Origin of the sequence: Vibrio sp. CCB-PB317 (genome assembly GCF_022808245.1) — a bacterium.
GTDB classification, from domain to species: domain Bacteria; phylum Pseudomonadota; class Gammaproteobacteria; order Enterobacterales; family Vibrionaceae; genus Vibrio; species Vibrio diabolicus.
Map to the genome: position 1 here is coordinate 1623265 of NZ_JALGNU010000002.1, position 19166 is coordinate 1642430.

General features: G+C 44.9%; 21 protein-coding genes. 13 read left to right on the forward strand and 8 right to left on the reverse strand.

Annotated elements, in window-relative coordinates:
* The first annotated feature begins 45 nt into the window (after positions 1-45).
* The gene (locus MTR11_RS16200; RefSeq protein WP_065646372.1) at positions 46-633 is read left to right on the forward strand and encodes a class I SAM-dependent methyltransferase; all 588 of its coding nucleotides are present in this window, start codon (positions 46-48) and stop codon (positions 631-633) included.
* Between the two features lie 50 nt (positions 634-683).
* Here the strand turns inward: MTR11_RS16200 and MTR11_RS16205 are convergent, their stop codons facing one another.
* Positions 684-1154, reverse strand: coding sequence for an ASCH domain-containing protein (locus MTR11_RS16205; RefSeq protein ID WP_243328048.1), 471 nt, complete (start codon positions 1152-1154; stop codon positions 684-686).
* A gap of 200 nt (positions 1155-1354) precedes the next feature.
* Here MTR11_RS16205 and MTR11_RS16210 point away from each other — a divergent pair, with 200 nt between their 5' ends.
* Together MTR11_RS16210 and MTR11_RS16215 are read left to right on the forward strand one after the other, a co-directional pair.
* Positions 1355-2200: a tetratricopeptide repeat protein gene (locus MTR11_RS16210; RefSeq protein ID WP_005392681.1), complete on the forward strand. Its 846-nt coding sequence runs from the start codon at positions 1355-1357 to the stop codon at positions 2198-2200.
* Positions 2201-2213: 13 nt separating this feature from the next.
* Positions 2214-2609 carry a DUF2391 family protein gene (locus tag MTR11_RS16215; protein ID WP_031780282.1) on the forward strand — a complete coding sequence of 132 codons (396 nt, stop codon included), beginning with the start codon at positions 2214-2216 and terminating at the stop codon, positions 2607-2609.
* 9 nt (positions 2610-2618) lie between these two features.
* Here MTR11_RS16215 and soxR read toward each other — a convergent pair whose 3' ends face one another.
* The gene (soxR, locus tag MTR11_RS16220; RefSeq protein ID WP_005392679.1) at positions 2619-3050 is read right to left on the reverse strand and encodes a redox-sensitive transcriptional activator SoxR; all 432 of its coding nucleotides are present in this window, start codon (positions 3048-3050) and stop codon (positions 2619-2621) included.
* Between the two features lie 201 nt (positions 3051-3251).
* Here soxR and MTR11_RS16225 point away from each other — a divergent pair, with 201 nt between their 5' ends.
* The 5 genes from MTR11_RS16225 to fusA all read left to right on the forward strand — a co-directional run bounded on the left by MTR11_RS16225 (position 3252) and on the right by fusA (position 9949).
* On the forward strand, positions 3252-4460 hold the full coding sequence (locus MTR11_RS16225; protein WP_243328049.1) for an MFS transporter: 1209 nt from the start codon (positions 3252-3254) through the stop codon (positions 4458-4460).
* Positions 4461-4600: 140 nt separating this feature from the next.
* Positions 4601-5482: a LysR family transcriptional regulator gene (locus MTR11_RS16230; protein ID WP_243328050.1), complete on the forward strand. Its 882-nt coding sequence runs from the start codon at positions 4601-4603 to the stop codon at positions 5480-5482.
* 101 nt (positions 5483-5583) lie between these two features.
* Positions 5584-6588, forward strand: coding sequence for an N-acetyltransferase DgcN (gene dgcN / locus MTR11_RS16235; RefSeq protein ID WP_243328122.1), 1005 nt, complete (start codon positions 5584-5586; stop codon positions 6586-6588).
* A gap of 50 nt (positions 6589-6638) precedes the next feature.
* Complete coding sequence (gene dgcA / locus MTR11_RS16240) at positions 6639-7631, forward strand: N-acetyl-D-Glu racemase DgcA (RefSeq protein ID WP_243328051.1); 993 nt, start codon at positions 6639-6641, stop codon at positions 7629-7631.
* A gap of 293 nt (positions 7632-7924) precedes the next feature.
* Complete coding sequence (gene fusA, locus MTR11_RS16245; protein ID WP_006741352.1) at positions 7925-9949, forward strand: elongation factor G; 2025 nt, start codon at positions 7925-7927, stop codon at positions 9947-9949.
* 71 nt (positions 9950-10020) lie between these two features.
* On the opposite strand, the gene MTR11_RS16250 is transcribed toward fusA, so the two are convergent.
* Positions 10021-10215: a hypothetical protein gene (locus MTR11_RS16250; protein ID WP_005392673.1), complete on the reverse strand. Its 195-nt coding sequence runs from the start codon at positions 10213-10215 to the stop codon at positions 10021-10023.
* 210 nt (positions 10216-10425) lie between these two features.
* On the opposite strand from MTR11_RS16250, the gene MTR11_RS16255 reads away from it, so the two are divergent.
* On the forward strand, positions 10426-11220 hold the full coding sequence (locus tag MTR11_RS16255; protein ID WP_243328052.1) for a phosphotransferase: 795 nt from the start codon (positions 10426-10428) through the stop codon (positions 11218-11220).
* Here MTR11_RS16255 and nqrM read toward each other — a convergent pair.
* The 3 genes from nqrM to MTR11_RS16270 are packed head-to-tail and all read right to left on the reverse strand — an operon-like array spanning position 11198 to position 12211.
* Positions 11198-11407 (reverse strand): (Na+)-NQR maturation NqrM, encoded by a 210-nt coding sequence (gene nqrM / locus MTR11_RS16260; protein ID WP_005392671.1) that lies wholly within the window; start codon positions 11405-11407, stop codon positions 11198-11200. The two genes, MTR11_RS16255 and nqrM, sit on opposite strands and share 23 nt — an antisense overlap.
* Before the next feature lies 1 nt (position 11408).
* Positions 11409-11924: a NifB/NifX family molybdenum-iron cluster-binding protein gene (locus MTR11_RS16265; RefSeq protein WP_048624742.1), complete on the reverse strand. Its 516-nt coding sequence runs from the start codon at positions 11922-11924 to the stop codon at positions 11409-11411.
* Entirely contained in the window at positions 11921-12211 is a 291-nt protein-coding gene (locus tag MTR11_RS16270; RefSeq protein WP_243328123.1) for a DUF134 domain-containing protein, read from the reverse strand. The genes MTR11_RS16265 and MTR11_RS16270 overlap by 4 nt, the downstream gene beginning before the upstream one ends.
* 502 nt (positions 12212-12713) lie before the next feature.
* Between MTR11_RS16270 and MTR11_RS16275 the strand changes: the two genes are divergently transcribed.
* The 4 genes from MTR11_RS16275 (at position 12714) to ompV (ending at position 16623) form a co-directional block, all read left to right on the forward strand.
* The gene (locus MTR11_RS16275) at positions 12714-13613 is read left to right on the forward strand and encodes an ABC transporter permease (RefSeq protein ID WP_046873819.1); all 900 of its coding nucleotides are present in this window, start codon (positions 12714-12716) and stop codon (positions 13611-13613) included.
* Positions 13606-14835, forward strand: a complete 1230-nt coding sequence (locus tag MTR11_RS16280) for a quaternary amine ABC transporter ATP-binding protein (protein ID WP_243328053.1) — start codon at positions 13606-13608, stop codon at positions 14833-14835. Before MTR11_RS16275 ends, MTR11_RS16280 begins: the two co-directional genes overlap by 8 nt.
* Before the next feature lie 256 nt (positions 14836-15091).
* Entirely contained in the window at positions 15092-15628 is a 537-nt protein-coding gene (locus tag MTR11_RS16285) for a copper resistance protein NlpE (RefSeq protein ID WP_046873821.1), read from the forward strand.
* Positions 15629-15846: 218 nt separating this feature from the next.
* Positions 15847-16623: an outer membrane protein OmpV gene (gene ompV, locus MTR11_RS16290; protein ID WP_005392665.1), complete on the forward strand. Its 777-nt coding sequence runs from the start codon at positions 15847-15849 to the stop codon at positions 16621-16623.
* 75 nt (positions 16624-16698) lie between these two features.
* Here the strand turns inward: ompV and MTR11_RS16295 are convergent, their stop codons facing one another.
* Both MTR11_RS16295 and MTR11_RS16300 read right to left on the reverse strand, forming a co-directional pair.
* Entirely contained in the window at positions 16699-18366 is a 1668-nt protein-coding gene (locus MTR11_RS16295; RefSeq protein ID WP_243328054.1) for an ABC transporter substrate-binding protein, read from the reverse strand.
* Positions 18367-18525: 159 nt separating this feature from the next.
* Positions 18526-19140, reverse strand: a complete 615-nt coding sequence (locus MTR11_RS16300) for an outer membrane beta-barrel protein (protein WP_005373936.1) — start codon at positions 19138-19140, stop codon at positions 18526-18528.
* Between the last annotated feature and the right edge of the window lie 26 nt (positions 19141-19166).

Here is a 19166-nt window from a genome sequence, read left to right on the forward strand (position 1 = left end):
ATGGACACTAGATTTGGGGAAACACAATAAATACAAGGAAGTTCAATGTCAGCACAATGGAACGAGTACTATCAGAAAATTTTAAACCAACCTCACCGCCCAAACGTAGAAAATGCCGTAAACCTATTGAAACTCGAAAGCAAAGTCGCTCTTGATATTGGCTGCGGAATAGGTCGAGACAGTCATTTCCTCCTCGAACAGGGGTTTAACGTTCACGCATTTGATAGCCATGAAGATGCAGTAAAAACTTGTTTAACACGCTTTGAAGGCCAGAAGCGTTTCTCAATTTCACAGTGCTGTTTTACTGAGTTTGACTACCCTCAATGCAGCCTGGTTATCGCGAATGCCAGTTTGTTCTTTTGCCCGGACGAAGGCTTTGAGCAAGTTTGGACCAAAATAGACAGAGCCTTACAACCTGGCGGTATCTTTTGCGGTGATTTCTTAGGAGTAAAAGATTCCTGGGTTGCATCAGAAATGCATCCGAACATTACCGCATTAACGAAAAAGGAAGTGGAAAGTTTATTCGCGGATTACGAACTCATTTCATTGAATGAAAGAGATGAAGACGGAACCACAGTAGTCGGAAGCCCAAAACACTGGCACATGTTTAGTGTGACCGCTCGCAAGCGCTAAAAGCGGTCTCTCAAGAAAGCAGCACTTCAAATCAGTGCTGCTATCAGCGATTAATTGACTGGATACACCACTTCAAAACGTTCCAAAACTAGCGTACGTTTCTCATGCCAATCTATGTTCAACTCATCGCATTCAGCTTTAAAAAATGCAGTATGCGCGTCACGCCACCAGTTTAAGGTTCTATCACCTTCGCCTTCTGCGTAGGCAAACTCTGCGGTTACATCCTCATATTTGCATGTGCTGACATCAGTAATTCGTATTACACAAACGGGGTCCCCGTTCCAATTCGTGACGACTTGTAAATGGCCGACTTGTGGCATGGTTTCGCCATGCTCTCGATACCAAAGCTCCATGCTGCAAGAGGCGGTTTTCTGTCCAATTCGAACCAAATCGGCGCATACGTTGGCGTTGTATTCATCGGCACAATAATAGTCAGCGCTAACTGATGGTACGGCAGCTCTTTGTTCTGGTGATAATAATTTTAGATACTGCTCTAAGTAATCCTTAGCTCGCGCGTCCATGCTCACTCCATTAATCATAAATTCGCAAGGAGGATAAAAGATATCACGGCAAATAACCACAAGGAACAAACTGAAAAGCAACAAGAATATGACTTTTACGTAGACGACAATTATTTCTTTTGTAATAACTTTGCTAAACGTTTGTGCTATTTGCTATTGTTGCATGGTCTATCTGTACTCTTCTCGTGAAAGGACGTTATATGCGCTTATTTATTGGTATTTTTTTCTCGCTGATACTTGCCTTGCCGACGATGGCATCGGACGAAAAGTATTCAGAATCGGATCTGTTAGATAGACCATTAATGGAACGCTATATTTTAGATGAGCTAAAAGCACTGCGTCAGGACTATCAGAGCCTGGAAAAACGAATGATCACAGAGATCACCGACCGCGAGCTGACGGTTGCGGATAAATCGTTGAACTATGCCAACGTGACCGTAACCTACTTCTTCTACATCATCGCAGGTGTCGCATCGCTGATTGCCTTTGTAGGCTGGCAATCTCTGCGTGAGTTTAAACACAACACCAAAGAGATGGCGGATAAACGATTAGAAAAGATCGCCCAAGAATACGAGAAGAAATTTGTAGCACTGGAGCGAGATTTAAAACGCAAAACTCGTATTATCAGTGAAAACAATAAAGAAATTGAGAAAATCAACGAGATCCATAACTTATGGTTGCGTGCGCAAAGCTCACAAACACCAGAGCAACGTATTGAAATCTATGATGAGATCTTGCTGATTCGCCCAGGTGATTTAGAAGCGTTGACTTACAAAGCAGACGCCGCGATGGAAATCAACGAATACCACTGGGCACTGAGCATCTGTAACCGCGTACTTGAAGTCGATTACACCAATGGTCCGGCACTGTATCAACGTGCTTGTGCATACTCTCGTCTTGGCATTGAAGAGCAAGCCATTGAAGACTTGGAACGCGCTATTGAATACAGCCCATCTATTCGTGACTTGCTTGCCGAAGAGCGAGACCTCGAATTGCTGCATGGTAACGAGCGCTTTGAAAAGCTCTTACACCTAGCAAACGAATAATGGAATGAGCAGCATGAGTAGCCACTTTAATTTAGAAGACGCCAGCCAAGTGTTGGTTGGCGCTTTTGCCCTAGCCGTCCCCATCTCTTTTTCTGAAGAGGCGTGGCGACTAGGTGAAAGCTTGCCAATGGCAAACCTGCTCATGCTGTTAAGCCTTTCTGTCATTTTCCTCAGTTTTTTCGCCTATCAAAGCGTGTTCCAAAGCCACATAAAAAATCGCGTATCCATTTTTATTTTTCGTGTGGTTATCGCCTATTCTATCGCCGCTATCGTAGTAGCGCTGGTGCTATTCTGCCTCGATAAATTACCGCTACTGTCTGACCCTCTGGTTGCGATAAAACGCGTTATCGTCATCACAATGCCGGCGTCAATGGGTGCAATTGTGGTGGACAGTTTCGACAAAGAATAGGAATAACACCTACTCTTCTAACGTTAAGTTAGAACCCGAGTGGTCTTTGCCTAACACATCTTCTGGGTTTCGCAGTGCGCAGGTTTCTAACGACAAACACCCGCAGCCAATGCATCCGCCCAAATCGTTTTGCAGGGCTTTGAGCTTTTGAATTTTTTGCTCCAACTGTTCATGCCAATGGCTCGCCATGACTTCCCATTGCTGTTTGTTTGGCGCTTGATGTTTCGGCAGCTCATCTAGCGCATGTTTGATCTCTTCTAACGACAACCCCACTTGCTGCGCCGCTTTAATCACCGCAACACGGCGCAAAACGCTGCGGTGGTAGCGGCGCTGATTACCTTGATTTCTCCAGCTCGAAATCAGTCCTTTTTGCTCGTAAAAATGTAGGGCAGATACTTTCACTCCAGAACGTTTTGCCACTTCTCCTACGCTGATTTCCATCCTTGACTCCCTGTGTATCAATTTTGTTAAAAAAATGCTTTACCTCAAGTTTACTTGAGGTTTTAAAGTTGCACCATCTTAATTAACGCTAAACCCAGATGGTCTCGAAATAATGCGTTCGAAATGAACAAGTTGGTCGACAAACACAGCACCGTTATAAGTCAACGTTTTGAAATCCAAAGGGAACTTGAGGCAAACATAATGAAAAATAAAACTCAGCCGTACTTAGCTGGCCGCTTCTTTGACAGTATCTCATCTGGCTTGTTCATGATGGCACTGCCATGGGTCATGCTTTCCGAGCCCAAAATGGGCACATTCGTCGCTTTAGTTTCTCTGAGCTGCACCGCGATTTCTTTTCTGGCAACGCCTTTCTTTTCCACTTTAGTTGACCGACACTCACGCAAAGCACTCCTCGTACTCAATCAATGGATTCAATCGGGAATGGCTTTGGTGGTGTTCATTGCTTATTGGTTAGGGTTTGAGTCCCACTGGCTGCTGGCTTTTGCGCAATTGGTGTATTGGGTTTCGAGTAACTTTGCATGGACGACCAACAACGCCTTCACTCAAGAAAATTATCAGCATCACGAATACGCAAAAATTTCGGGTCAGCAAGAAATTGTAATGCAATCCACGACCCTAGGAGCTGGTGCGTTGGGTATTGTTTTGCTTGAAATGTGGGGAATGAAAGAGTTTGCTTTGTTTGCAGCCAGCGCATCCGCTTTAGCGGCGATGTTTTATATTCTGACGCCGTATACCCAACAATTAAGGGCATCAAAATCTGTCGCTTTCATCGCACAACTCAAAGAGAGCCAACAAATATTCCGTCTCGAACCCCGCTTTTATGGCTTTATTCTGCTCTCTTGTCTCTCTTATCCTGCATTGACGTATTTGAGCAAATTGGTGCCGATTTGGTTTTCTGAACAAGGCATCTCTGGCGATTGGTTTGCAGGGTTCAACATCAGTTTTGGTCTCGGCTCGTTGCTAACTGGTTTCATTGTCACCAAAGTGCTGAGTCGCGCCTCCCATAGCCACATTATGTTTGCTTCGATGGTTATGGTATCTCTGACGTTAATCGGGATGAGTTTTTCAATGAGTCCCCTCATCATCTTGTTGTTTACGGCACTGTTTGGCGTATTTAACGCGCTGAATCGCATTGCGAGAGTCAACTGGATGCATCACACCGTAGCGGTTCATCAACGTGGTCGTGTTGATGGCGGCATCAGCATGTTTTCCACTACCATTCAATCTCTCAGTTATGTATTAATCGCGATGTTGAGTCATTACGAGCTAACACAATACGGTTTTGCAATAGCAGCTGTTGTCATGGTGTTAGCAGTGGTATTGATGGGATTACTCAGCCGAGACGTCGAGCCGTTTAACGATCTGCCCCTTCATGCGGCTGCAAAGTAAAGCGGTATAAATAGATATGACGAAAAGGAAGACGACCAACATCGTCTTCCTAATTTTCTACACCAGCACTTTTTTCCTCTATCGCTCATCAGCAAGGTTGGGTATTCTGAGGCGACCAACATGAGAAGAAGGAATTCGCAGTGAACTTAAGACAATTGGAAGTCTTTTACGCCATTATGCAAGCAGGAACGGTGTCTGGTGCTGCTCGCTTACTGCACGTTTCCCAGCCCAATGTCACTCGAGTTCTCGCCCATACAGAACAACAACTGAGCTTCACTTTATTTGAGCGTGTAAAGGGGCGTCTCGTTCCAACTCAAGAAGCCAAAACCTTATTGCCAGAGGCTGAAAAAGTCTATCAACAACTCGGACAATTTCGCTCTCTGACCAACAAAGTCAAACAGGGAACTCAACATTTACGAGTTGGTGCTCCGCCTGTTTTGGCCGCGCACTTGTTAGCACCGACTGTCGCCTTGTTGTCGAAAGAACACGGCATCTCCTTTGAGCTCTTAACGGCCAATCGCGATGAGCTGTGCTCAGGATTGCTGAAACATGAACTGGATGTCGCCATTGCGTTCGGTGAAGAAACGCCACCAGCGATCATGGGACACATGTTATTAAAAGAAAACTTGGCGCTAATCGCCCCTAAAAGCGCAGCGATACCCGAAGAAAAAACCGTCATTTTAGAAGAACTCATCAGTCACGATTTACCCATTATCGGTTTAGATAGCCGAGATCCTCTGGGCTTATTGCTGCATCAAACCTTATCGGCGCGTGACGAGCATTATCAACATGCCATTACCGTGCGCAGCCACTCCGCGGCGGCTGAACTGGTGAAAAACGAAGCAGGATTCGCCATTGTAGACCCTTGGACTGCAAAACAATATCGCCAAGATAATGCCGTTTCCGTGCATGCTTTGGAGCCAAATATGTCCTTCTCTGTCTCTATTTTATTCGCAGAGCACACGCCTCAATCCATTGCGACAAAGCAATTTATCACCGCCCTAAAACAACAGATGGTGTAAAGGTATAACCTGAAGTTATACCTGCCTAACAAATAAGCATTCGGTTTCCTAAATCAGTCTGGCTACATTAATGAGCAATAACGATGACGAAGGGAACCATCATGCAAATTGCTCAACCTTACCTACTCTTTCTTGGCGATGTAACCGATCCACTCGCAGCAAAAACCGCGCGTGGCATATATCAATGGCGACCTGAGATTTGTCTTGGCCAAATCCGCCTGACGCCAGAAACCGTATCGCTTGGTTTAACCGACATGACACTACAACAAGCGCAGCAGCAAGGAGCAAAAACGCTGGTGCTCGGCACGGCAAACCCGGGGGGAGTCATTCCCGAAGCTTGGCAAGCTACCTTACTTGAAGCGGCAGAAATGGGATTTGAAATTGCATCGGGCATGCACCAACGTTTGGCGGAATTTGCTCCTCTTGCCGATCTAGAACAACGCGGATTAACCAAACTGTATGATGTTCGCCATTATGATGCCCCGCTCAAGGTCGGCAATGGCAAAGCTCGCGCAGGCAAGCGAGTACTTACTGTAGGAACAGATTGCTCCGTTGGCAAAATGTACTCTGCCCTCGCCATTGAACACACATTAAAGCGTAAAAACTGTCGCGCAGAGTTCAAAGCAACAGGTCAAACCGGAATTCTCATCGCAGGCTGTGGCATTTCGATTGATGCTGTAGTTGCCGATTTTATCTCCGGCGCAGTAGAAGCGATCAGCCCCGACTTCACTGACCACGATTGGGACATCATCGAAGGGCAAGGTTCGTTATTTAACCCTTCGTTTGCTGGCGTAAGTTTGGGCTTACTTCACGGCGCACAAGCGGACGCTCTGGTACTGTGCCATGAGATTGGTCGCCCGCACATCCGCAACTTACCACATGCGAGCTTGCCAACCATTGAACAAACGATAGAAGCGAATCTGGCCGCGGCTCGCCTAACAAATCCAAAAGCTCAATTAGTGGGTATTTGCTTAAATACTTCGGCGATCAGCGAAGAAGATGCTGCCCAGTTATGCCAGGATTGGAGCGACAAATATCAGGTGCCCGTCACCGACCCTGTGCGTTTTGGCGTTGATGCGGTTGCAGACAGGCTTCTTACGATTTAGGAAACATTTACGGTTTAGAAAATAACTGCGGTTTAGGGAAAACTAGTGAGATGAAAATTCATGTAGAACCCGTCACGATTGCTATGGCGACACCATTTCGCATCTCTCGCGGCAGTCGGACAGAGTGCCACGTAGTCCGCGTGACAATTGAACATCTAGGCATGATCGCCCAAGGAGAATGCACACCATACCCACGTTATGGTGAATCGGTTGAATCGGTGATTAAGGCGATTTCTCACGCCGCGCATGAACTGCAAAGTTTGTATGCCAAAGGTGATGCTGATGTGATGGCTCTCAAAAGCCAGCTTCAATCGTTATTGCCCGCAGGGGCGGCAAGAAATGCATTGGATTGCGCGCTTTGGCATCTTCTTGCGCTTTTGAGCCACAAGCAACAAGTTCACGACCTCTTTACGTTACCCGAGGCGATTGTGACGGCGATGACGGTTTCTATCGACACGCCGCAAGCGATGGCAAAACAGGCGCAAGCTTACCTTAGCCAAGGCGCAAAACTGCTTAAGGTAAAGCTGGATGGTGAAAACGTGATTGAGCGCGTTGCAGCAGTACGCGATGCCGCGCCGCACGTACAAATTGTCTTAGATGCGAATGAAGCGTGGCAAAACCTCGACCTCGCGACGGTATTTGATCAACTCGAACCGTTTAATATCATCATGATCGAGCAACCGCTGCCACAAGACCGTGATGACGTACTCGCCAGCATTCCGCACCCCATTCCACTTTGCGCCGATGAAAGCTGTCACACCAGAGAGCAATTGCATCAACTGCTTGGCAAATATGAAATGGTGAACATTAAGCTAGATAAAACGGGCGGGCTCAGTGAAGCATTATTGCTGGCCGACGATGCAAAAAAACTCGGTTTTAGCCTCATGTCCGGTTGTATGTTGGGGACGTCGCTGGCGATGCGTGCTGCGTTACCCATTGCTGCTCAGGCGAGCGTTGTCGATCTTGATGGCCCGGTGTTGCTCGGACAAGATGTAACGCCGAGCTTAGTTTATCGCGACGGCGAAATAGTTCTTTCCAAATAGCCTAAATAATCCCGAGGTTTTGATCGAAAAGTCAGAACCTCTGAGTTTATGATCTCGATTAAAAAACAATCAGCCCCATCATGAAATAAGTCACATAAATTATACGGTTATTACGGCATGCTAAGATTACAGTAGTCCAAGAAGGTGGTCTTATGCATCGAGTCATCCGGAAAATGACATGGAAGACGAATAGGCGGTAATCCCGCCCTACTCCAATGCAGTGCGTGGGTTTCTCTAACAACCCACTTCCTAGCAATTCGTAGGTTTTTCACGCCATCTTGCAAGGAGGCTCTATGCCTATAAACAAAATACGCAATATCGCTTTCGTCGGCCAAACCGGGACCGGTAAAACCACGCTGATAGAAAAACTGCTCTTCACCTGCGATGCCACGCACCATTTAGGCAGCGTAGAAAAAGGCGATACCGTTACCGACTTCGACCCTCAATCCATCCAATATCAACACAGTATTGAAGCAACGCCAGTCGCACTGCGCTGGAATAAACACCGGCTCAATATCATCGACACTCCGGGACAAAACGAGTTACTTGGCCGCACGATCAGCGTTTTTCCTGCCGTTGAAACATCCGCCCTTGTCATCGACCCTCAAACCCCACTAAACCAAACTTCCGATCGCTTATTCACCTTTGCTAAAGAGCAGCAAAAATGTCAGATGATCATCATCAATAAGCTCGATAACCACGGTAGTCAGTTAGAAAGATTGATGGAGAACATCGTTGAGCATTTTGGGGACCACTGCTTGCCGATCAACTTACCTTCGGCTGACGGAGAATCTGTAGTTGACTGCTATTTCGAACCAGAATTGGGACGAGAAACCTTACTTGCGACGGTAGATGAAGCTCATGAGACCTTGATTGATCAAGTTATCGAAGTCGATGAAGAACTGATGGAACTGTATCTGGAACAAGGTTCCGAACTCACCGCAGAGCAACTGCATGATCCGTTTGAAGAAGCACTGAGAACTGGACATGTGATTCCGGTCTGTTTTGTCTCAGCACAAACCGGCGCGGGCGTCGAGCTTCTGCTGCGCACCTTGGCGGAGATCATGCCCATGCCAAACGAAGGTAACCCTCCTCTATTGGAAAAGAACGGCAAAAAAATCAAAGTAAATTGCGAAACCCTAGAGCACACCGTCGCACACGTGTACAAAGTCAGCGTCGACCCATATATGGGAAAACTTGCCTACTTACGTGTGTATCAGGGTGAAATCAATGCGGGCAGCCAGCTTTATATTGGCGAAAGCAACAAGGCATTTAAAGTTGGGCACTTATATCAACTGCAGGGCAAAGATAGAACCGAGATCCCTCGCGCGCTTGCCGGCGACTTCTGCGTTTTAGCCAAAGTGGATGATCTCGAATTCGATTCAATCGTTCATGACTCTCACGAAGAAGATGGTGTTCAACTCAAGACATTGGACCTTCCTGACTCCATGTATTCTTTGTGCTTGAAGCCTCTTAAGCGTGGAGATGAGCAAAAATTAGGCGATGTACTGAATAAAATCGCCAGCGAAGATCCTTCGCTGCGCATCGAACATCGCGCTCGCACCAACGAAACCATCATCAGCGGCCAAGGGGAGTTTCACCTCAAAGTCGCATTAGAAAAGATGGCGAACGTGTACAAGCTGGACGTCGAAACCTGCCAACCAAGCGTCGAATACTTTGAAACCATCACTAAACCTGCCGAAGGGCATTATCGACACAAAAAACAAAGTGGCGGTGCAGGCCAGTTTGGTGAAGTGCAATTGAAGGTTCGCCCACTCGAGCGTGGCGCCGGATTTAAGTTCATCAACAAAGTGGTGGGTGGCGCAATTCCAACCGCGCTCATTCCTGCTGTTGAAAAAGGTATTTTGCAAGCGTTAGAGGAAGGTGCGATTTCTGGCAACCCAATTAAGGATGTGGAGGTCACGGTTTATGACGGTAAATATCACTCCGTCGATTCGAAAGAAATTGCGTTTGTCATCGCAGGTAAGAAAGCCTTTTTAGATGCGATCAACAACGCTGATCCTATTGTGCTGGAGCCCATTGTCCAAATGGAGTTACACGTCCCAACCACAAACGTCGGTGACGTGTCTGGGGATTTGTCAGGTAATCGAGGATTAATAGAAGGCACCGAACCGATTGATAGCCAATTCACGTTGTTGAAAGCCAAATCGCCAGTAAACGAGTTGCAAGATTACGCTCGTCGATTGCGAGCTATCACGGGTGGTGAAGGCAGTTTTAGTATGACTTTAAGCCATTACGAGCCCGCGCCACCAGCAGTGCAAAAACAAGTCTGCCAAGGCAGTGCTCAACAAGGTTAATTCCCTACGATTCAAATCAATCAAATAAAAAAGCGCCCTCAAAATGAGGGCGCTTTTAGGTAAATTAAAATTTATTTATCGAGAGACAAACCGATCTGACTGATTTTATTTTCAAACTCTTCGATGCTGTTCGCTTTGTAAGTCGGAGCACCGTTAAAGTAGCGCGGTTTCTCTGGCAGCATCGCATTTTTCAGCTCTTGTTCTTGATCGACATTGTCATGATAAACCGTTACACGATTTGGAATATCCTGCTTTATTACAGCCATATTGGTTCTCCTTGTTTAAATCGAATATTAAGCGTAGAACGTGGTTAACGATGCGTAAAAGCCACTGTGTAAAATTTAGACACTAGCGACAATTTTATACTCAAACCATTGCATTATTTTGTTTCAATGTTCTCTTTAAGTATTCTTGGAGCACACACCTTTCGCGTTTAAGGTAAGTGAAGGTTCCACCATCAAAAGACAGGATGTCTCATGTCAAGGCAAGAGCTTAACCAGATGGGCAGTGCCAAAGTTTATCTGGTAGAAAAACACGGCATTTCATTCATTGAAAAGCAACAGGTAGAACAGGTTGAGGTCGCTTTTTATCAACACCAGGCTAAACCATTCAATGAACTTGGCATTCTTGTACCTGAGCTCATTGATTACGATCACCAACAAAATACGTTACGAATCGAGTATATCCCGCACTCTGTCAATCAAGAATTCCTGCTTGAAGAGCCGCGCGTGATAGAACAACTAGCTAAAATACACAGACTATCTCCGACATCAAATGGTGTTTATCATCCTCATCAGTGGACACAACCAGCCACTTCCCAAGCTTTAAGCACGCTCAAACTAGACGCAAAAACAGAGCGGTTCTTTTATCAGCTACAAGAGCAATCCGGCCCGCTTTTCAACGCCAAAAATTTGATCTCTGGAGACACCAATGCCGGGAACTGGGGGCGACGAGATAATGGCGATTTGGTGCTGTTCGACTGGGAACGTTTTTCGACAGGGCATATCGCGATAGATTTAGCGCCACTAGTCAAAGGCATGGGCACACTCGAAGATTATCTTGGTGTGGCGCATACCTATACCAAGACGGCAAAGCAAGGCGATGTGAGTAATTTAGCAAGAACGATTGCAATAGCTAAAACGTGGATGGTGGTAGAAGTGGTGAACATACTGGTCTCGAGACAGAACCCTCAGACCAGTAAATACATTGACTGGTTTAAACAAACCTTACCGAAATGGGCAAAAGATCTTAGCGCTCAGATGACGAGTTAGGTTCGGATATTTGATACAAACGTCTTTCAGGCTCGGCACAAGAGGTTTCACAATTGCACACCTTATCAACACCGACATTATTCAATCCGCCACAACTCCCTTGAATACGCTTGTTGTGGAAAATGACGCCAAGCGACATCAACAAAATGATTGCGAGAAAACCAAGAAAGGTAAATAACCAAACCATATTAACCTGCCTTATTAGCCATCGTCTTTAGCCTAAGTATAGCAGGGCGAGATGTCACTTTAAGTAGCCCTGCTGGTGCTTTCGGTCTTGCCAGCAAGGAGGGTTTGGATTTTTTGCCACCACAACCACAGGAACCGCAACCGCCTTTTGGCTTGTGAGCATTTTTCTTATGATTGTTTGAGGGACGACCTTGAGACGGCTCAATGAGAGGCTCTCTTGGAACCGCAAGTACATCTTCCAATGAGCTACGGGTAGAAAGCCTGAATACTTGCGTGCCACTACGAAGTAATTTGGCTAATGCGCGTTCACCGATATTTCGTACAAGTACAGCATCCACATTGTACTCTTGCAGAGACTGAATTAACTGAGACTTCGCATTGCAACCTGCTTGTGGCATCGAAGCAATGTTCGCTAAGTTTTTTAGCATACCGTCAGTATCAGAATAAATAGCAATATATGGTGCTTTAACAAAGTGGTTTGCCACCCGCTCACCATCATTAGGAATAGCATAAATCATAAGTTTGACTCCTCATCCGGAAAAACTAATGCATGACCTTCAACTAAACTTTTTGCGACTTTCAATCTTGCACTTTTTACTGTGTTACCAAAAGTTTGTCTAGAGATGCCCATCTGTTCAGCAGCTTGCTGCTGGCTAAGACCCTCTAAATCGGCCAAACGCAGTGCTTCTAGCTCTTCTGGTAATATGGCGACTTGCTCCAACTGATGAAATGGCACGCCATTGGGTTTGAAACAATGGTGTGCAGCACGTCCGCATATTCGTCTTTCTATCTTTGGTCTTGCCATCATTATCCCTCGAAAACACAGGGTCAAATTACGCCTTAAACTGGCATATGCCAATAACATTTTTAGCATATGCCAATAAACTAAGTTTGCAAAAATCGACACGATAAATACGTAAGACATCAGGATTAATTAGACATCTAAGAATTGACAAACTTTGGTGACAAACGAGCAAAAAGATCAATTCTAATTATCTAGATAATAAAAACGTTAGTTTGCGCAGACTTTTCATACAAATACGCGCTAATGTATTCATTTTATTGGAGAAGAAAAACTATAATCCGATCAAATCATTCATTTGAACACTAATGATTATTTTATTAAAAGGGTGTCTACCTAAGTAACTATAAAGTGCAGGTCGACCACATTGAAATGAGCCTAAAGCGTAAAACAATAGGTGGAGGACCTATCGAACCACCAATCATTACTTGGTCTACGATCCCAGCCATTCTTGCTGAATCACGTCTCTTGAGGGCACCTAGATATATCAGAAAAGGAAGTAAATATGTCTGACTCGAATTGGCTCAGCGAATTCCCAGAAATGGATCGCTCTGATCTTAGAGCGATTCGCAAAACACTCGATGGCGCCTACCGAGATTTCTCTCGTGAATATGGTGAACTTATCGAGTCTCTCTTTGATCCGCTCCTTTCATTTCTTGTCTGGTTTGAAAAACTGCTTATTTCAACACCTTGGGTCGTTGTTTTAGGCGTCTGCACCGCCCTCGTTTATGCCGCTAGTCGCTCTTGGAAACTGGCCATCGCATGTTTTGGCTCACTTATCCTGATTGGCTACTTCGGCATGTGGGAAGACACAATGCGCACGCTCAGTATTATCACGGTGTGTACCATGCTGGCAATCACACTCGGGATCCCTATCGGCATCGCTATGGCGCGCTCTAATCGTATTCAGTCAGTTGTGACACCATTACTCGACGTCATGCAGACCATGCCGGCATTTGTGTACCTCATCCCAGTTGTGATGTTACTCGGGATCGGGAAAATTCCTGGCCTCATCGCAGTAGTGATCTACGCGATTCCACCTGTTATTCGTTTAACTAATTTGGGTATTCGTTTGGTGGATAAAGAAGTGTTGGAAGCAGCAACTGCATTTGGAGCCAGCAGTAAACAGCGACTTTTTGGGGTCCAACTTCCGCTCGCAATGCCAACCATCATGGCAGGAATCAACCAAACGATCATGATGGCACTGTCGATGGTCGTCATCGCATCGATGATTGGGGTAAAAGGTTTGGGCCAGCCCGTTCTTAAGTCGATTACCAATCAATATTTCACTCTTGGTCTTTTAAATGGTCTAGCCATTGTCGCTCTAGCGATTCTTTTCGACCGCGCTTCACAAGCGTATGCGAAACGCACTCAAGCCCATCTAGGAGATTTAAAGCATGACTAGTCCACTTATCGAAATCAGCGGTCTGTATAAAATCTTCGGCCCCAAACCCAACAGCGTGATTGAGCGCGTCAAGTTGGGACATAGTAAAGAACACGTGTTGGCGGAAACGGGCCACACGGTCGGGCTAAAAGACATCAACCTCCAAATTAAAAAGGGCGAGATTTTCGTCATCATGGGTTTATCCGGTTCAGGAAAGTCCACCATGATTCGCCACTTCAATCGCCTAATCGATCCAACCATGGGACAGATTTTGGTGGAAGGGGTAGATGTCATGCAGCTTTCTAACAAGGAGTTAGAGCAGTTTCGTCGTCATAAGATGTCGATGGTGTTTCAACGTTTTGGCTTATTGCCCCATCGCACTGTTATCGACAACATCGCTTACGGTTTGGAAATTCAAGGAATAAGTAAAGAAGCGCGCTTATCAAAAGCAAACGAATGGTTGGATACCGTTGGATTAACGGGTTATGAGAACCAATACCCAGCTCAGCTATCAGGTGGTCAGCAGCAACGCGTAGGCCTCGCGCGAGCATTGGCAACCAACGCCGAAATACTGTTAATGGACGAGGCATTCTCAGCGTTGGACCCACTGATTCGGAGCGAAATGCAGGATCAGCTGGTAGAGCTGCAACAGAAGCTGCACAAAACCATTATTTTCATTACTCATGATTTAGATGAAGCACTGCGCCTTGGCGATCGCATTGCGATCCTTAAAGACGGTGAGCTTGTGCAACAAGGTTCACCAGACGAAATATTGCTGCATCCTGCCGATGAGTACGTTGAAGCCTTTGTAAAAGACGTCAATAGAGCGCGAGCATTGACGGTTGAGACTGTGATGCAGCCACCTTCATATCGCATTGCCGCTAAAACCATTGAAGAAGCGCTCAGTGAGATGAAACGTGTTAAACGTAATTATGCTTATCATGTGACCGATGCAGGCTATCAAGGCGTGATAACGCAACAAGGGTTACTAGACGCGACTAAGTTAGCTCAAACCCCAAGCTGGGATGATGATATCTATGAAGAAGTGCCTATCATCTCTCCCCATTCAGCCATTGAGCAAATATTGACTGAAACCATGTCGTGCGAATACTCACTGCCCGTTGTCGATGAGCATGGTCATTTGAAAGGTGAACTAGAGCGTCGTACTGTTGCTGATCTATTCGCTTATGAAGACAGCACAAAACGAAGCACCTCACGTTCAAACATCTATAAGGCCTCTTAACTGATTTAATAAAACAGCTCACAGCAATGTGGGCTGTTTTCACTATCTCTGCCCCCACCCCTCTAGATATTTATTTGTAGACTCAAGCTTGATATCCCAATCAACATTTACATTGTTCTGATTTTCCTGACAATTTCATGCTCATATTCGGTTTTATTGACATAGACAGATCATTCTATTGCTTTTTGATGACGCAAATACCTGATAAATGTCTACTATTACTCTCATACAAAATCTTGATTTAAAGAGGGATAAAATGAAAAAAACAATGTTGGCACTAACAGGCGCGGTAATCATTCTTGCAGGCTGTCAAGATGAGAAACCTGCCGAAACAAGCGCAGTTGAAGTACCTCAAGCGACGGAAACTGAAGTCACCACTAGTGCAGAAGTTACTACAGAGACAATTGACACGCTGCCAGTAGCAGAAGAACAAGTCATCACTGAAGAAACATTTGTAGACTCTGAGCATAACGCACAAAATGCCCTAGACTGGAACGGCACATACAAAGGTACGCTTCCATGTGCGGATTGTTCAGGTATCGACATGACCATCACACTAAATCAAGATGGCACTTACGTACTTGAAGAAAGCTACCAAGACAAAGAAGACGGTCAGTCAAAGTCTGAAGGCCAATTCACTTGGGATGCAAACGGCAGCATCGTAACGTTGACAAACGAAGATGCGCCAAACCAATACTTTGTTGGTGAAAATGTACTTATGAAGCTAGACATGAATGGCGAAAAAGTAACAGGTGACCTAGCACCGTTATACAACTTAACGAAACAACAATAAGTTCGTATCGATACCTGATAAATAATCTAAATCCGAGCTACCCCAACTCGGATTTTTTCTTTCCATCGACGGCGGTTGCCTTTCTTATCTTCCTCCTCTGATCTTACATTCCGCTTCTTATCCTGATGGTTCATTACATTTCCATACGCTTTGCTGATAGAGGCTTACAACTTCATTTTGTACAGTGTTCAAAACAAATCAGAACAACTCGGAAAATGATGAAAAAGACATTAATTGCACTACTAACTCTGACTGCTGCTGGTTCAGCGGTTGCTGGTGATACTTATATTCGTAACGGTAACATCTACAACAATGAAGGTGGCTGGAACGCGGAAGTCGGAGTGGCTCATGGCAGCGATCTTTTCAAAGATCAAAAATACAATACAGCTCCAATTCTAAATGGCGGTTACCATGGTGACGACTTTAACGCCGATCTAAGTGGCATTAACTACCGTTTCTTCGGTAACACCAATGAATTAATCAACATGAGTGCCTACCTTGTTGGTAGTGGTGTCATGCGTGACGGTGATATTGCAAAAAGCCTGAAAGGCACGGATAAACGTCGCTTTGCTGTCGATTTAGGTTTGAACACTGACTTTACGTTAGATCAACACAATGTGATTTCAACATACCTTCAACATGATATCAGTGGTGCTTACAAAGGTTACTTAGCGGGCGCAACTTACTTCCACATTATGAACTTCGGTAGTGTTGATTTTGTTCCTTTTGCTAACCTAACTTATCAAAGTGAAGACTACGTAGATTACTACTTTGGCGTAAAACAACGCGAAGCAAATGCAAACCGCAAAGCGTACAAAGGTGATTCAACAGTAAGCTATGGTTTAGGCTACAAGCTAGTCATGCCAATCAACGATAACTGGCAAGTGAGCCAAATGACACAATACACTCGCCTAGGCAGCGGTATCAGCGATTCCTCAATTGTTGATAGTGCAAACCAATGGGTTGTTGGTGCGAGTGTGTCGTACAACTTCTAACTCTACATTCCACATAAAGCCATCACTGCGATGGCTTTATGTATTCATACTCTATGCTCACCGTATCGAAATATGCTAGTTAGAGTGAGCGATCCAGAGACGATGCAAATCGCTATAACCCGTATTTTTCACCTGAACACCGCGCACTTGCTGTGTTTTTGTCACCTCTTCATAGCCAACAAATAAAGGCAAATAAAGATACTGCTCTCGTAACGCTTTTTCTACGCCTAAAAGAGATTGTAAAGATTGAGCATTTGTCATGGCTTCGCGAAGGTTTTCTCGATGGAGCAACATCTGGCTTTGATCAAAACTAAAACGCAAACCTGTTGCTATCGATAGCCACTCAAATACGCCATACTCAAACGGCGCTTCCATGACTTCTTCAATTAGGAGCAAGTCCGCTCGATGTGATACGACTTCAGGAAAACTAATGTCATCAATAATGACGATCTCTAGCTCTAATCCCGTCGCCCGAATCACACGGTGCAACCACTCAGAGTGACGAATTAAACTTGGTATCGTCCAGATTGGCTCGGCTAGCGCTACTTTACCCTGTAGCTTAGGCGTCACAACAGCCTCTGCGATTAGTAAATCTTGCTCTTGAGTCGCTAACTGAATGCTGTCAACGGCACTTTGCGCCTCATAGATTCTCTTTTGCGCATTGATGTAATCGGCGAGTTGATGCCAATCTTCTTTTGCGAGATTAGAGTCCGCGCGTTCACGATAGGTCAAATATGAAAATGCGCTGATTTTTTCCACTTCAACGTGATCAGAGGTTTGGTTAAAACTCAACATATTCAGGGTTTTAACATCACCATGAGACAGCGTAATTTGGTCTAACAATGCGCGCGCTGAAAAATATTCTTTGTGTGCTTGAAGAAGCATACTCTCTTGGTTCCAACCACTGATTTTAAATGGTCCGGTGCCTATGTGGTAAGAATAACCAGAACCGAAAGAAACAACATCTCGACAAAGAATAGAAGCGTGAGGAGTGGCTAGCATATATGGAAAAAACATGTTCGGATGTTTCAATGTAATTTTTAAGCAGCTCGATGTTTCGGTAATCACACTGTCAATACATTGCCAGAGCTCGTGTACTGGTCCTTTTATTTCCTTAAGTCTTTCTATGCTCCAAACAACATCTTGTATGCTGAGAAGTTCGCCATCGTGACGATATATTCCAGGTCTCAACCATAACGTCATCACATTGCCTTCCATTTTCCACTCATGTGCTAGCGAAGGCTCAATGCCACCATTGGAATTTTGAGTCAGCAAAACATCATAAACACTTTTCGCCACATGCAGTTCAGTATGACGATAAGTATTCGCAGGATCGACCTTAGACACCCAAGGGTAAGAGGAGATCAAAATAGCATTATTTGACTCATTCAACTGGTTCACTTTTTCAGAGGCAATCGTCAACGCCCTGACAGCACTTTGGCCGAACCAATCGATAAGTTTTGTTATCGAGTTCATTCTTCCCCGACCAAGCTCCTCAACCAAAAATTCGGTCATCGCTTGTTGAAGGGAAATAGTAATATTCAGACGGCTGGCGTTACTTCTGCCAATTGCAGGTTTCCAATCTACCCAACCGTAAGTGGCAAGCTTTTTCATCACAATAGAAACATTGCGCCTTGAAGTACAAATTACCACTTCAAGCTCAGACAGCGTAACGAAGTGATATTGATGAGGTTCAAAATGCTTTAACAGTAGATCCAGATACCTAAGATTGACATCGTTCACAAAGATTCCTAAGAGTTATTCCAAAGCAAAAAATAGCACAGGACGCTTAGCAACTAAACTTCCTGTGCTATATCTAAACATATTCAAAGCTTGGACTCAGCTCGACCAACAGAAGTCAAAAGCGTGTACTAAGCCAAGAGGTAACTTGAATAAGTATTCTTAGAAACGGTAACTCATACCTACAGAGAACACGTTGATGTCAGCATCAACCGTTACTTTTTCATTACCAAATTTCGCAATGTCTAGCTCAGGCATCATGTATTCCCATTCAACTTGCAGAGCAAAGTTTTCTGTAATAGCGAACTCTGCGCCTAAACCGTACATGCCTGTCACAGTGCTGTCAGAAATGGTGGTATGGCCTGCGCTACCGTCAATCACAGAGTTGCTAATTTTGAATTCAGCATTGAAGTAAGAAAGACCAGCTTTAGCAAAAAGGTTGAAACGATCACCAATAGGTAGAGTCGCCTTTGGTTGAATCGATAGATACTTCATATCACCAACAGTAACAACTTTGCCGTCTAAAGCGTCGTAGCCACCAATGGCTGCTTCTAGAGAAATGTATTCGTTGAATTTGTAACCACCAAATACTTTACCTGAAAGGCTTGAGTCATCTTCAAGTTTAAGCTTAGTGCTAGCGTTGGTACCACCACCATTGATAGAGCCATTAACATCACCAAACGATGCTTGACCTACCGATGCGCCAACGTAAGGAGCTGCGTTTGCAACAGAACATGTTGCTAGAAGGGCTGTCATTAGCCATGTTTTTTTAAACATTGTATTTCACTGCCTGTTAATTATTG